The 13,884-nt window shown below is 74.3% G+C and carries 12 protein-coding genes; 9 read left to right on the forward strand and 3 right to left on the reverse strand.

Annotation, left to right across the window (positions count from 1 at the left end; all coding sequences use genetic code 11):
• Positions 1–219: 219 nt before the first annotated feature.
• Both IH54_RS0102875 and IH54_RS0102880 read left to right on the forward strand, forming a co-directional pair.
• Positions 220–837: an ATP-binding protein gene (locus IH54_RS0102875; RefSeq protein WP_043179599.1), complete on the forward strand. Its 618-nt coding sequence runs from the start codon at positions 220–222 to the stop codon at positions 835–837.
• Positions 838–944: 107 nt separating this feature from the next.
• Complete coding sequence (locus IH54_RS0102880; protein ID WP_031512606.1) at positions 945–1,928, forward strand: DUF5926 family protein; 984 nt, start codon at positions 945–947, stop codon at positions 1,926–1,928.
• A 477-nt stretch (positions 1,929–2,405) separates the two neighbouring features.
• On the opposite strand, the gene IH54_RS0102885 is transcribed toward IH54_RS0102880, so the two are convergent.
• Together IH54_RS0102885 and IH54_RS0102890 are read right to left on the reverse strand one after the other, a co-directional pair.
• Positions 2,406–2,639, reverse strand: a complete 234-nt coding sequence (locus IH54_RS0102885) for a hypothetical protein (RefSeq protein ID WP_031512607.1) — start codon at positions 2,637–2,639, stop codon at positions 2,406–2,408.
• A 448-nt stretch (positions 2,640–3,087) separates the two neighbouring features.
• Entirely contained in the window at positions 3,088–3,780 is a 693-nt protein-coding gene (locus tag IH54_RS0102890; protein WP_031512608.1) for a bifunctional DNA primase/polymerase, read from the reverse strand.
• Between the two features lie 822 nt (positions 3,781–4,602).
• On the opposite strand from IH54_RS0102890, the gene IH54_RS0102895 reads away from it, so the two are divergent.
• On the forward strand, positions 4,603–6,066 hold the full coding sequence (locus IH54_RS0102895; RefSeq protein ID WP_324607732.1) for a PP2C family protein-serine/threonine phosphatase: 1,464 nt from the start codon (positions 4,603–4,605) through the stop codon (positions 6,064–6,066).
• A gap of 141 nt (positions 6,067–6,207) precedes the next feature.
• On the forward strand, positions 6,208–7,620 hold the full coding sequence (locus tag IH54_RS0102900) for an aminopeptidase P family protein (RefSeq protein WP_234343345.1): 1,413 nt from the start codon (positions 6,208–6,210) through the stop codon (positions 7,618–7,620).
• A 66-nt stretch (positions 7,621–7,686) separates the two neighbouring features.
• Here IH54_RS0102900 and IH54_RS0102905 read toward each other — a convergent pair whose 3' ends face one another.
• Positions 7,687–8,178, reverse strand: a complete 492-nt coding sequence (locus IH54_RS0102905) for an ATP-binding protein (protein ID WP_031512612.1) — start codon at positions 8,176–8,178, stop codon at positions 7,687–7,689.
• 242 nt (positions 8,179–8,420) lie between these two features.
• Between IH54_RS0102905 and IH54_RS0102910 the strand changes: the two genes are divergently transcribed.
• From IH54_RS0102910 to IH54_RS0102930, 5 genes are all read left to right on the forward strand, one after another.
• Complete coding sequence (locus IH54_RS0102910; RefSeq protein ID WP_234343327.1) at positions 8,421–9,191, forward strand: hypothetical protein; 771 nt, start codon at positions 8,421–8,423, stop codon at positions 9,189–9,191.
• Between the two features lie 387 nt (positions 9,192–9,578).
• On the forward strand, positions 9,579–10,391 hold the full coding sequence (locus IH54_RS0102915; protein ID WP_420711701.1) for a YcnI family protein: 813 nt from the start codon (positions 9,579–9,581) through the stop codon (positions 10,389–10,391).
• An 87-nt stretch (positions 10,392–10,478) separates the two neighbouring features.
• Positions 10,479–11,147, forward strand: coding sequence for an SCO family protein (locus IH54_RS0102920; protein WP_031512616.1), 669 nt, complete (start codon positions 10,479–10,481; stop codon positions 11,145–11,147).
• Positions 11,144–11,656 carry a copper chaperone PCu(A)C gene (locus tag IH54_RS0102925; protein ID WP_234343328.1) on the forward strand — a complete coding sequence of 171 codons (513 nt, stop codon included), beginning with the start codon at positions 11,144–11,146 and terminating at the stop codon, positions 11,654–11,656. The genes IH54_RS0102920 and IH54_RS0102925 overlap by 4 nt, the downstream gene beginning before the upstream one ends.
• A gap of 7 nt (positions 11,657–11,663) precedes the next feature.
• Positions 11,664–13,853 (forward strand): copper resistance protein CopC, encoded by a 2,190-nt coding sequence (locus IH54_RS0102930; RefSeq protein ID WP_078861888.1) that lies wholly within the window; start codon positions 11,664–11,666, stop codon positions 13,851–13,853.
• Positions 13,854–13,884 lie beyond the last annotated feature (31 nt).

The raw sequence follows: 13,884 nt of genomic DNA on the forward strand, positions 1-13,884 counted from the left end.
AGCAGTGGCGGGACATCGCGTGAGCTGGGGGGCGTACGCGGGCGGGCGCCAGATCGGGCGCGGGTGTGCGGCGCGGGCGGACGCAGGGTTTTCCCTACATGTGGCGCAGAGGCTTTTGCCGGGACGTAAGGAGTGCGTCAATAGATCGCGGTTGGCCTGTTTCCGGTCCAGCCCCAGAGGGCATCCATCCCGTGGCGTGGGGTGAAGGAGGTCACGGGGGTGTCGTTGATGGTCGCACAGGAGGTGCCGACGTCCACGACCATGGCCCTGCCCCATGGTCCCGGTGGCGTCGCGGAGGCCCGCAGGCGCATGCGCCGGGATCTGCACGCGCAGAGCGTGCCGGAGCCGGTCGTGGACGACGCGGTGCTCATCCTTTCCGAGCTGCTGAGCAATTCGTGCCGCCACGCCCGTCCGCTGGGCGATCCGGCGGAGAGCGCGATGCCCGCGATCCCCGGCAAGGGCCTGTGCTCGGCCGCCGGTCAGGCCGGTCCTGAGGAAGTGGACGGCGGCATACGGGCCGGGTGGGCGGTCGGGGACGACGGGCTGCTCAAGATCGAGGTCACGGACGGCGGCGGGCCCACCAGGCCGCGCCCCTCCAGCCCCTCTTTGACGGCGCACGGCGGCCGCGGCCTGGGCATCGTCGGCAGCCTCTCGCTCCGCTGGGGCGTGGGCGACTACGCGCCCGGCGAGGTCACCGTCTGGGCTCTCCTGCCCGTCCGGGGCCGCCACGCCCGCCGCGACGACCTTGCCCCGGGCGGTACGGGCATCGGCCTGCCCCGCGGAGTCCCCCTCGGCCTCCCGCTGGACCTGGCGGAGTCCCTGGACGACCGGAGCTGAGCGCGCCCGACGCGGTCCCTGCCGCACCGCCCGTCGTGGTCGGGCGAGGGGCCGCCGGGCGCTAGGCTCGCGGCCGGGAACAACGCCGCACCGGGAGAGACCGAGCCATGGCCAAGAAGCGCGCGACCGCCACCAGGAGCAAGGGGGCCGCACCGGCGGCCGGGACGTCGAAGGGCGCGGCAGTGCCGGTGGTCGGCGCGCGCGAGCCCTGCCCGTGCGGCTCGGGCCGCCGCTACAAGGCCTGCCACGGCCGGGAGGCGGCGCACGCGGTGACCGAGCTGGTCAAGCGCCCCTTCGAGGGCCTGCCCGGCGAATGCGACTGGGTGGCGCTGCGCGAGCTCGTGCCCGCGGCGACCGCCCCGCTCACCCTCAAGGCACCGCTGCCCGACGGCGTGCCCTCCGTCACGCTCGGCACCGTACTGCCGATGGCCTGGCCCGGGCTGCGCCGCGACACCGGCGCCGTGCTGCTCGGCCTGCAGAGCGAAACGGCCTCCGGCGACATCAGCCGCGACCTCGCCGACACCCTCACCCGCGCGCTCACCGCCGAACCCGGCAATCCGGTGGAGGGCCGCAGGACCGCCCCCGACGGGCCGCGGCTGCAGGACCTGCTGGACCTGGACGCGCCCTTCGTGCCCGAGGTGCACTCGGGCTTCGAGTTCTGGCTGGAGGACGCGGAGACGGCGACCGGCGAGGTGGCCGCGTCGCTGGAGCGCGCGAACGAGGCCGTGATCCCGACCGTGCGGCTGAACGGCGTCGACGCGGCGTACTGGTGCGAGACACCGGAGAAGAACCACCTGCGGTGGGTCATGCCGCACCCGGAGGAGACGCTCCTCGACGCGATGGCCCGGCTGCACGTCGCGGGCGCGTCCTCGCTCGGCGAGGGCACCCGGCTCGTCGGCTCCTTCCGCGCGCACGGGCTGACCGTGCCGGTGTGGGACCTGCCGCTGGGCATGGGCGCGGAGGAGGTCGAGAAGCCCGCGGCCGCCTTCGGCGAGCGCCTGCTGGAGACCCTGGCCCGCACCGAGCCGCTGACCGCCGAGGAGCGGCGGGCCCGCAGCGGCTTCATGAACCGCCAGATCACACTGAGCTGACCGGGCCGGGGCCGGTGCCATGGCCGGGGGTCGGCCGGACACCGGCCCCCGCGTGGACGCCCGCGCCGGCCCCGACACCGTGTGCGCGCCCGCATGGCATCCCGGCGCGTGGCCGCCGGGCCGTCGCACTGCCGGATCGCAGTGCCGCCGGACGGGGCGCACCGCATCCGACTGAGCGGTTGGTCAGTGATTCCGGTCACAGCCTCCGGAGAATCCCCAGGATTCGGCGGTGCCTCCGCTTGTGAGGAATTTGCGATCGGACGAAGTCTTGTTACCGTTTAGTCAGCCCGGTCGCTGATGCATCCCCCGTCGTCAGCGACCGGGTTTTCCATGTCCTGGCCCAGGTCAGCAGCTCGCAGGCGATGCCTCGGACGGCGCCTCGAACGGTCCCCGAGCGGTCTCGGGCGATGCCTTCCGCACGCCGCGGATCCTCCGGATCCCTGGGCGGCCCCGTGCGCTCCGGGGCGGTGCCGCGCGTCAGCCGCCACTCGCCGAGCCACTCATCGAGCCGCCCGCCGCACCGCCCGTCCGGCTCCCGCCCGGCGCGTCGCGGGGGGTGCTGTGGCCGGCCTGGCGGCGCGGGGCGGTGTCGTGGTGGTCGGCGGTCACCGCGGCCAGCGCCAGGACGACGGCCAGTGCGGCGACGCTCGCGGCCGCGATCAGCCGCAGCCGGCCGCCGGGGTCCTGTGCCGCCTGGCGGTGCGCTGCCATCCGCCGCTTCCCTCCTCCTCGTGCCCGGTCGCCGTCCTCTGCGAACGACGCAATGTGCCACGAAAGAGAACATAGCGGTCAGGCGCGGACCCTCCCGCCCATCCGGCGCCGCGGGCAGGTCACCCGCGGCCGGCCGCTGCCCGAACGAGTGACGGTGGGAGGCGCGTTCATCCGTACGGGTGATTTCGGCGGTCTCCGCACGTCTCGGCCTTACAGCTGTCGAGCGCACACCGTCGCCGTGGACCGGACCGTACGCCGCCCCGCGTGCGGAGCACCTGAGGATGCCGTGCCACCCGGCATATTGCCGCGCCGTCACCGCCCGGCGCGCGGAGCCGTACGCCGCGGCAATATGCCGAGGCATACGGCTCGAACGGCTCCGTCCGGCGCCGCCCCGCGGACACCGGTGGGCTGGGTCCCTTTCAGCCCCGCCTCGCAGAATGCCGAGGCGTCAGTACGTCAGCCGGTCGCTGCCCGGCATGTTGCGGCCCGCCCGCACCAGGGCGTCGATCAGGGTGCCGATCTGCGGCAGCCACGGCTGCGGGCCGCCGGTGCGCTCGTCGGGCTGCGGCGGGCGCACCCAGCGCAACTGGCCCGCGCTGCTGCTGGACGGCGGGAGACCGACGTAGCCGCCGTCGCCGTGGTAGCGCAGGGACGCGGGGACCCAGTCGTGGCTGTCGAGGATCTCGCCGAGGTCGGCGAGCGAGTAGGGGGCGACCAGCAGCTGATACCGCGTCGGAGTGGCGACGACGGGCCCGAGCCGTACGCCCATGGCGTCCAGCGCCTCCACGGCGCGCGCACCGGCCACGGCGGGCAGGCTCGCCGCCGAGACGCGGTCGCCGGTGGCGACGACGACGGGTGCGTCCGGCCGACTGGTCCACCAGTAGCGCACCATACGCGGGTCACGGGTCGCGGCCAGGAGTCCGGGGTCGAGTGGGTGTGCCCCGGGTACGGGGCAGTTGGGGCGTGCGCAGGCGCACGGCTGCGCCCCTGCCGCGCGCCAGCTTCCGCGCCCGTCGTACCCGACGCCGGGCACGACACGCCATCGCCACTGCTCGGCGTAAGTGAGCGCCGCGTTGAGCAACGCGGTCCGCTCCTTTCGCTGTAGTGAGAGCTTGCGTCGCCTTCCGAGGATCTCGCGCATCAGCGCTCGTTCCTTTCCGTTAACGCCCAGGGATCTGCCCATTACACAACGTAACTTGTCGAGCACACCGCTTGCGAGGCAGCGCAGCACGCCGCCGCCAGCCGAGCGTGGAACGTGGCGGAGGTTAGCGCGAATAGGGCGCTCGGCACTTCGCGGTGCCCTGATCGTGACCCACTCGTTCGTGGCTCACTTCGGGCCCAGCACCCCTGCCACTCGGGTTGGGTCGGCCGTCAACTGATTACGTACTTACGACGCTTGAGCCAGACTTCGGGTTCCTACCCATCGCCCGCAATATGACGCGCTGTTGGCTTGGATCAGTCGACAGCGCGCATACGGCGGGGGTGGTTCTTTTCGGCCAACGTATGCCGTCGGACACGGCGGACGCAAGGGACCCGACACCATTCCTGGTATCGGGACAATCCTGGACATGCCCACGATCGCCCGTGTAGAAGTGGGGTCCTTGACAGCGGCGCAGCACACATGGGGGTTTGCGATGCTAATCATGCGAGTGCTCCGCCTTGCGCGGGCGAAAAGCTCGGATTGCCCCACCCTCCGTTCTCTGCCCGGAAGTCGCGGGCGGTGAACCCGTCCCGGGTCAGAAAAGTGGCCGGAAGCGAGCCACGGCGACCCGCCGCGGCGCATACTCCCAACGCGCCTGTCGCCACCGCGCCTTCGTCCGCCCCCGCGGCGGCGGCGCCTGCCGTCGCGCCTTCTTCCCTGCCCGCGGTCCCGGCCGCGGCGACCGCCCCCGCCGCGGAAACGGCCCCCGGCCTGGCGGAACGCATCCCGCCCGGATTCACTCCCGCCTTTCAGGACGGGCTGGTGTCCTGGTCCTGCGACCTGTCGCTGCTCCATGAACTGACCGAACGGCTGGCCCGAACGGCCCTGCTGGACGACGCGCTGCGCGAAGTCGCGCTGGCCGGCGGCGCCCTGGTCGGCGCCCGGCGCGGTCTCGTCACGCTCGCCCCTGCCGACGGCCTGGGCCCCGACACCACCGTCGGCCACGGCCTCGGGCACTCCGACCTGGGCGCCCTGGAGACCGTCGGCTTCGGTGCGGTGCCCCCCGGCGCGGACGAGGCCGCGCACCCCGACCTGCGGCAGGGGCCCGGCGCCCGCGAGCGGCACCACGAGGTGGCGGCGCAGCTCGGCCTGGCAGCCGCCTACGGGCTCGCGCTGGCCGTCGACGGGCCCTCCGCGGGGCCGGAAGACGGCACCCTACCCTCACCGGATTCAGCCACTTCCCGCACAAACGGCGTGGCATATTCCGCAGCCGAGCTCGAGCCCGCCACCTCCGCGGCCTTCCCCGGCGACGGTGGCGCGGAAGACTTCCACGACTTCTCCACAACCGGCCCCGCCGCGTGCGGCCCCGGCCCCGCTCCGTCCACGAGCGGCCCGGCCCCCTGTGCCACCGAATCGGCCCGCCGCCGCCTCGGCGCGGTCGTGTGGTTCTACGACGAGCCCGCCGAGCCGACCCCGCGGCAGCGCCGACTGGCCGGCATGTACCTGCGGTACGCCGCCGAGCACCTCGCCCGCGGTCTGGACCTGGCGCGGGTCCGGCGGGACGCCGCCGCCCTGTCCGCCGAGATGCTGCCGGCCCGTCTGCCGCGCGTCCCCGGCGTGCGGATGGCCGTACGGCACCAGTGCGGGCCGCTCGGCGGCGGCGACTGGTACGACGCCCTGCCACTGCCCGAGGGGGCGCTCGGGCTGGCGGTGGGTGGCGTCACGGGTGCGGGTCCCGGCGCGGTGGCCGCGCGGGACCGGCTGCGGGCGTCGCTGCGGGCGTACGCGGTCATGGAGGGCGAGGACCCGGTCGCGGTGCTCTCCGACCTGGAGCTGCTGCTGCGGCTGACCGAGCCGGCCCGCTCCGCGACCGCGCTGTTCGGCCATGTGTGTGCCCCGCAGTCCGCGGGGAGCCGCCGGGTGACGCTGGCGGGCGCCGGGCACTGCCCGCCGCTTCTGGTCGGCGACCACCGCTGCGAATTCGTCGAGACCTCGCTGTCGGCGCCGCTGAACATGCTCAGCTGCTGGGAGGCGCCCGGCGTCGAGCTGCGGGTGCGGCCCGGCGAGAGCCTGGTGCTCTTCACTGACGGGCTGCTGCACCGCACCGGCGACTCCGCCGACCGAGCCGTCGCCCGCGTCCACGCGGCCGCCCAGAGCGCGACCGGCGCCGTACGCGAGGACCCCGGGCTGCTGGCCGACCACCTGCTGCGTACCGTGCTGCCCGGCGGCCTGGACGCCGCCGCGGGCGCCGAGGACCTGGTGCTGATGGTGGCCCGTTTCGACTGACACACCCCCCGCCTACGATGGACGAAAGGTTCATCTTGAGGAGGCAGGGACGTGACGGAGGCCGACGGGCAGCGGGGCACCAACGGGGAAGAGCAGGAGACGGCGGGGGCGCAGGAGCCCGAGGCGGCCGCGGACAAGCCGGTGAAGCAGCGCAAGAACGGGTTGTATCCGGCGGTGTCGGACGAGCTGGCGGCCGTCATGAAGTCCGGCTGGGCGGACACGGAGCGGCGCGGTCTGGAGCCGATCCCGCAGGCGCGGCAGACGGCCGCGCGGCGTGCCGCGGTGTCGGCGCGCTTCCCCGGCGAGCGCATCGTGGTGCCGGCCGGCAATCTGCGCCGTCGTTCCAACGACACGGACTACCCCTTCCGCGCCGCGACCGAGTACGCCCACCTCACCGGCGACCAGACGCAGGACGCCGTCCTGGTGCTGGAGCCGCTCGCCGAGGGCGGCCACGAGGCCACGGCCTATCTGCTGCCGCGCTCCGACCGGGAGAACGGCGAGTTCTGGCTGCACGGCCAGGGCGAGCTGTGGGTCGGCCGCCGCAACAGCCTGGCCGAGGGCGAGCAGCTGCTCGGCCTGCCCTGCCGCGACGTGCGCACGGTCGCCGACGTGCTGCGCGAGGCCACCGGGCCGGTCCGGGTCGTGCGCGGCCACGACGCGGGCGTGGAGGCGGCGCTGACGGACAAGGTCACCGCCGAGCGGGACCGGGAGCTGACCGTCTTCCTGTCCGAGCTGCGCCTGGTCAAGGACGACTTCGAGATCACCGAGCTGGAGCAGGCCTGCGCCTCGACGGCCCGCGGCTTCGAGGACGTCGTCAAGGTGCTCGACAAGGCCGAGGCCACCTCGGAGCGCTGGATCGAGGGCACCTTCTTCCTGCGCGCCCGCGTCGAGGGCAACGACGTGGGATACGGCTCCATCTGCGCCTCCGGCCCGCACGCGACCACGCTGCACTGGGTGCGCAACGACGGCCCGGTGCGCTCCGGCGACCTGCTGCTGCTGGACGCGGGCGTCGAGACGCGCCACCTCTACACCGCCGACGTGACCCGTACGCTGCCGGTCAACGGCAGCTTCACACCGCTCCAGCGGAAGATCTACGACGCGGTGTACGCCGCGCAGGAGGCGGGCATCGCGGCCGTCAAGCCGGGTGCCGCCTACCGCGACTTCCACGACGCCGCCCAGCGCGTGCTCGCCGAGCACCTGGTCGCGTGGGGCCTGCTGGAGGGCACTGTCGAGCGCGTGCTCGAACTGGGCCTGCAGCGCCGATGGACGCTGCACGGCACCGGCCACATGCTCGGCATCGACGTCCACGACTGCGCGCACGCGCGCACCGAGGCGTACGTCGACTGCACGCTGGAGCCGGGCATGGTGCTCACCGTGGAGCCCGGGCTGTACTTCCAGGCGGACGACGTGACCGTGCCGGAGGAATACCGCGGCATCGGTGTCCGCATCGAGGACGACATCCTCGTCACGGCGGGGGGCAACCGCAATCTGTCCGCCGCCCTGCCGCGCGCCTCGGCCGAGGTCGAGTCCTGGATGGCAGGGCTTCGCGGCTAGCGGGCCCGGAGGGGTCCCCCCGCGAAGCCTCGCGAGGTACGCCCCCCGGACGCCCTCCTCAAGGCGTCACGACGCCTTGAGGAGGGCGTCGTCGCGCCACTTGAGGACCTTGTCGAAGGACACGGCCGTCCCGACGCCGGGGCGGTCGTGGAAGCGCACATGGTCCACCAGCGCTTCGATCAGGATGAGCCCGCGCCCGTGCTCGGCGTACTGCCCGCGGTGCGGCAGTGGTCGGGCGGGGTGCAGGATCCAGTCGGGTTTGCGGTCGAGGTCGGGTGCGTGCTCGAAGACGGTCGTGCGGTCGCGGGAGGTCGTGGGCCCGGAGTCGGCGACCTCGATCCGGCAGCAGTCACCGTCGATGTGGGCGGTGACGCAGTAGCCGGTCGCCGTTCCGGCGTGCTCAACAGCGTTCGCGCACGCCTCGGACAGCGCCACCGACAGGTCGAAGGAGATGTCGGGGTCCACCCCGGCGGTCTCCATCGTCCCGAGCAGGAGCTTCCGGGCGAGCGGGACGCTCGCAGCCTCGCGCCGCAAATGGAGTGACCACCAGATGCTCATGCTCAGCCTCCTGGCTGCGGCTCGACATACGACTACGTATTGCCGCGAAGGCCGCCCCGTAAGCGCGGTGTTGACGTGATACCGCTCATTCGGCGGATTCCCGCGCCCGGCAATCGGGTGTAAAGGCAACCGGACACACCACCGCGAGCCGGACACCCCCCTTGTTCACCGACGGGGCGCGTGGTGAGAAGATGTCGGCCGTCATGGCTACCCCCGCCCTCGCTGTGCGCGCAGGCGCCGGCATGCGACTGCTGAGGGCCGCGCTCTTTGCCGCGGTCTGCGTCGTGCTGGCCGCCGCCGGGCACACACTGGCCTCGGGCACGCCGGTGCCGGGCTGGTCGCTGGCGCTGGGGTGGCTGGGGGTCGTCGCCGTCGTGGCGCCGCTGGCGGGCCGGGAGCGCACGCTTCCGGGCATCGCCGCGAGCCTGGCCGCCGGACAGCTCACCCTGCACATGGTCTTCGGCGCGGGCCAGATGTGCGCCACACCGGGGCTCACTCCTTCGAGTGGCGCTGACGGCGGGCTGCTGACGGTGGCCGCCCGGCTGGTGTGCGGCACCCACGCGACGGCTCTGACGCCGCAGTCCGCGCGGCAGATCGTGTCGGCCGCGGGCCTCGGCCCGCACGCGGCGCACACCGCGGGGATGCCGGGGATGACGCCGTCGGCCGGTCTCACCGCACGCTCGGCGCTGGCCGCGCTGCCGCTGTGCTCGCTGCCGATGCTGCTCGCGCACCTGCTGGCCGCCGTGGTGGCGGGCTGGCTGCTGCGGCGAGGCGAGGCCGCGCTCTGGCGGCTGGTCAGGCTGTCGGCGCGTACGGCGGCGGAGCTCACCGGATTCAGCCCCGCCGCCGTACGCCGCGCGCACGCGCTGCTGGCCGCGCTCACCGCCGGCCTGGCCGGCGCCCCGCGGCACGGCCCGCCGCGTACCGAGGGGACACCTCGCGCCGCCTGGCGCACGGTGCTGCTGCGGCATTCGCTGGCCCGGCGCGGTCCGCCGGTGGCACTGGCGGCCTGACGCGACGTCGGCCCCACCCGCCTCTTCCTCACCCCGGTTACTCCGGGCTCATCCGCGTTCATCCGGTTTCGTCAGCATTCCTGTTGCCACCGGGCCTTCCGGTGCCGCAGCTGCCGCGGCCGGCGGTGACGACGCGGGGCGCCTCCGGTGCCCGCGGCAGGTGCGGCTCGGGTGACGGGCGGACGGCGCGCGGGTACGCCACGCCGCGGCCGCCGCACCAGCACACCGGCGGCGCACCCGCGTACGCCCCGGGCCCGTCGCACATTGCCGCGGCAGCCGGCTCCGTACGCCCGTGCGCCGCGCCCCGTGCACGCCGTTGCGACGGGCGCGGTCCGCGCCTGCACAGCCTTCCGTCCGCAGCACCCCTCACCGTGGAGAAGCCCTGCCATGAGCACTTCCCGCACTTCCCGAGTGGCCCGCACCTCCGGCATGCCCCGCCTGCGCGGCCGCGCCGCGACCGTCGCCGCCCTCGCCGGCGCGACCGTCCTGCTGGCGGCGGTACCGGCCTTCGCCCACGTCACCGTGCAGCCGACCACCGCCGCCAAGGGCGGCTACACCACGGTCGCCTTCAAGGTGCCCAACGAGCAGGACGGTGCCTCGACCGTCAAGATCGAGGTCAACCTGCCCACCGACCACCCGATCGCGTCGGTGTCCCTCCAGCCGGTGCCCGGCTGGACCGCGCAGGTGACCAAGTCGAAGCTGGCGACGCCGATCAAGACCGACGACGGCACGATCGACCAGGCCGTCACCAAGATCACCTGGACCGGCGGGAAGATCGCGCCCGGGCAGTTCCAGCAGTTCCCGGTCTCCTTCGGTCCGCTGCCCTCCGACACCGACTCGCTGTCGTTCAAGACGCTGCAGACCTACGACAACGGCGACGTCGTCCGCTGGATCGAGATCCCGCAGGCCGGCCAGGCCGAGCCGCAGGACCCGGCCCCGACCCTGAAGCTGACCGCGGCCGCGCCCGACGACGCCGGCGCCGCCACGGGCACCCCCGCACCCGCACCCGCCGCCGACAGCGGCTCCGGCACGTCCGCGTCGCAGGCCGCCGGGTCCGGCGGCGGCAGCGACGACACCGCGCGGGCCCTCGGCATCGCCGGCATCGTCGTCGGCGCCGCGGGCGTCGGCTTCGGCGTCCTCGCCGGACGGCGCCGTACGGCTGTGGCGGAGGCCTCCGGCGGCTCCGCGGCCACCGACTGACGCACACGCAATACGCCGGGCGGCCGCGCCCCACTAGCGCGGCTCCGCGGCCGCCCGGCCTTCGCCATCGCACCCTGGGGACCACCTATGCGCACCACCGCCAAGACCGCCGCCGTCGCCCTCGCCGCCGCCTGTGCCCTCCTGCTCAGCGGCTGCGGAGGCTCGGGGGGCTCCGACGCCTCCGGCCCGGGCTCCGGGCCCGCGGCGGACGTGTCCACGGCGGCGAGCCAGCCCGGCACGCTGCTCGACACGCCCTTCAACAAGCCTCAGCTGCACCTGACCGACAACCAGGGCAAGCCGTTCGACCTGGTCAAGCAGACGGCCGGGCATCCCGTGCTGCTCTTCTTCGGCTACACGCACTGCCCCGACGTCTGCCCGACCACCATGAGCGACATCGCCCTGGCCAAGTCCAAGCTGCCCGCGGCGGACCAGGCGCGGCTGCGGGTCGTGTTCGTCACCACCGACCCGGACCGCGACACCCCGGCCCGGCTGACCGAGTGGCTGGGCGCGATGGACAAGAGCTTCATCGGCCTGACCGGCGACTTCACCACGATCCAGAACGCCGCCCGGTCGGTCGGCGTCGGCATCACACCGCCGGTGAAGGAGAAGGACGGCAGCATCACCGTCACCCACGGCGCCGAGGTGCTGGCCTTCTGGCCCAAGGACGACAAGGCCCACGTGCTGTACATGTCCGGCACCACCGCCCAGCAGTACGCCCACGACCTGCCCAAGCTCATCAGGAGTGAGGCGCCGTGAAGCGGCGGCGGGCACTTCTGGGCGCAATGGGCGGGGTCGTGGCAGTGGCCGCGGCGACCGGCGCGGCAGCGGGCCTGGCCGGGCGCGGATCGGGACCGGGATCGGCTCCCGGCGGCGGTTCGGGCCCAGGCGGCAGCGCACGGCTCGTGGTGAGCGGCGGGTACATTCCCCGGCCGCTGCTCACCGACGAGGCCGCCGCGTACGTGACGGTGGCCAACACCGGCGGTACGGACGCCGAGCTGACCTCGGTGACCACGCCGCTGGCCGCGCACGTCACCCTGCACACCACGACCGGCACCACCATGCGCCAGGTGGGCGCACTCACCGTGCCTGCGGGGGGCAAGCTCACCCTGGGCTCCGGCGGTGCCCACATGATGCTCGAAGGACTCACCCACAAACCCTCGGTGGGCGAGCAGATCACCCTGCGACTCCACTTCACCCACGCCTCGCCCGCCACGGTCACGGTCACCCTGCCCGTGCGGCCGACGACGTACGACCCGAGGGGCTGATCCACGCATGAACAGACGGCTTTCCGCGCGGCGGCAGGAGCGGCGCCTCGTGCCGCGCCGTGCCGCTGCGGCGCTGCTCGCCACGCTGGGCGCACTCGTCGCGGTACTGCTCGGCACCGCCACGCCCGCGTCCGCGCACGCGGCGCTGCTGCGTACCGACCCCGCCGACGGCTCGGTCGTGCAGACCGCGCCGCAGCGGGTGGTGCTCACCTTCTCCGAGGGCGTGCTCCTGTCCGCCGATTCGCTGCGCGTCCTGGACCCGCAGGGCGTGAACGTCGCCGTCGGCACCCCCGCGCACGCCGACGGCAAGGACTCCGGGTCCACCGCGACCGTCGGGCTGCGCACGGGGCTCGGCAACGGCACGTACACAGTGGCGTGGAAGGCCGTCTCGCAGGACAGCCACCCGGTCGCGGGCGCCTTCACCTTCTCGGTGGGCGCGCCCTCGAAGACCACCGTCGACGTGTCGGCGGAGGCCGCGGTGGGCGGCGGCGCCGCGGGCACGCTCTACGGCGTGGCGCGCTACGTCGCGTACGGCGGCTTCGCGCTGCTGGTCGGCGGCTGCGTCTTCCTGTCGGTGTGCTGGCCGCAGGGGGCCCGGCTGCGCCCGATGAAGCGGCTCGCGGCCGGCGGCTGGGTCGCCCTGGTCGCCGCGACCATCGCGCTGATCATGCTGCGTGGCCCGTACGCCAACGGCACGGGGCTCGGCGACGCCTTCGACCTGGACGTGATCCGCACCCAGCTGGAGACCCGCCCGGGCGCCGCGCTCGTCTCCCGGCTGCTGCTGCTCGCCGCCGCCGCGGTCTTCCTCGCCGTGCTCTTCGGCAGTTTCACCGAGCGCGAGGACCCGGAGGAACGCGCCGACCTGGCGTGGGGCCTGGGCATCGGCGGCAGCGTCGTGGCGGTGGGTGTCGCCGCCACCTGGGCGATGGCCGAGCACGCCTCGGTCGGCATCCAGCGCAAGGTGGCGATGCCGGTCGACGTCGTCCACCTGGTGTCCATGGCGGTGTGGCTGGGCGGCCTGGTCACCCTGCTCACCGCGCTCAGCCTGCCCTCCACGGCGGCAACGCTCGAACGGGCCGCCGTACGCCGTTTCTCCACGATCGCGCTGACCGCGATCACCGCGCTGGTCGGCACCGGCACCTACCAGGCCTGGCGGCAGATCGGCACCTGGCGCGCCTTCACCGACACCTCCTACGGGCGGCTGCTGCTCATCAAGATCGGGCTGGTGTGCTGCCTCGTGGGCACCGCGTGGTTCTCCCGCCGCTGGACGCGGTCCCTCGGCGAGGCAGTGCCCGCGGCGGTGACGGCGGGCAAGGCGGGCAAGGCCGCGAAGGTCGGGCGGCAGAAGGCGCGCGAAGCCGGTCAGGACGCGCGCGCGCAAGCGCGCCGGACGCCCCGTCAGGCCGTCGTGGCGGCAGCGGGCGGGCCGGAGGCCGTGGCGGGCGCGGAAGGCGCCCAGGAGCCCGGCCAGGGCGCGCGGGGCGGCACGGACGACGCCGCCGACGCGGCGGCCGGGGGAGCAGCCGGGGCGGGCGACTCCTCCGACGCGGGATCGGGCCCGGACGCCGCCGTCGAGCGCGCCGCCGGGGGCGACCCGCGGCGGGCGGCCCAGCTGCGCAGGCAGCAGGCGGTACGGGCCGCGGCCCGCGAGCGGAAGGTGCGCGACGCCGACCCCGCACGGGTGGCGCTGCGCCGCTCGGTGCTGATCGAGGCGGGCATCGCCGTCGTCCTGCTGACCGTCACCACCATCCTCACCGGCAGCCAGCCCGGCCGGGCCGCGGAGGAGCAGAAGAACCTGGCCAAGGCTCCGGCCGCCCCCGGCGCGAGCGCCCCGGCGGCCACCGCGCCGCAGCAGGTCAGCCTGAGCATCCCCTTCGACACCGGCGGCGCGGGCGGCAAGGGCACCGCGTCCCTCACCCTCGCCCCGCCGCGTGCGGGCCAGGACGCGGAGGTGCACCTGGAGCTCGCCGACCCGTCAGGGAAGCCGATCAAGGCGCCCGAGGTACGGCTCGCCTTCACCCTGCCCGCGCAGCACCTGGGGCCGCTCCCGGCGAAGGTCAGCGCCTTCACCGGCGGGCACTGGATCGCGACCGGCGTACGGCTGCCGCTCGCGGGCACCTGGCAGCTCGCGCTCACCGTGCGCACCTCCGACATCGACGAGGTGACGGTGACGCGGAACGTACAGATCACCTCCTGAGCGGCAGAGCACCTCCCGCGTCACGACACGG

Origin of the sequence: Streptomyces sp. NRRL F-5123, from assembly GCF_000721495.1 — a bacterium.
GTDB lineage: Bacteria > Actinomycetota > Actinomycetes > Streptomycetales > Streptomycetaceae > Actinacidiphila.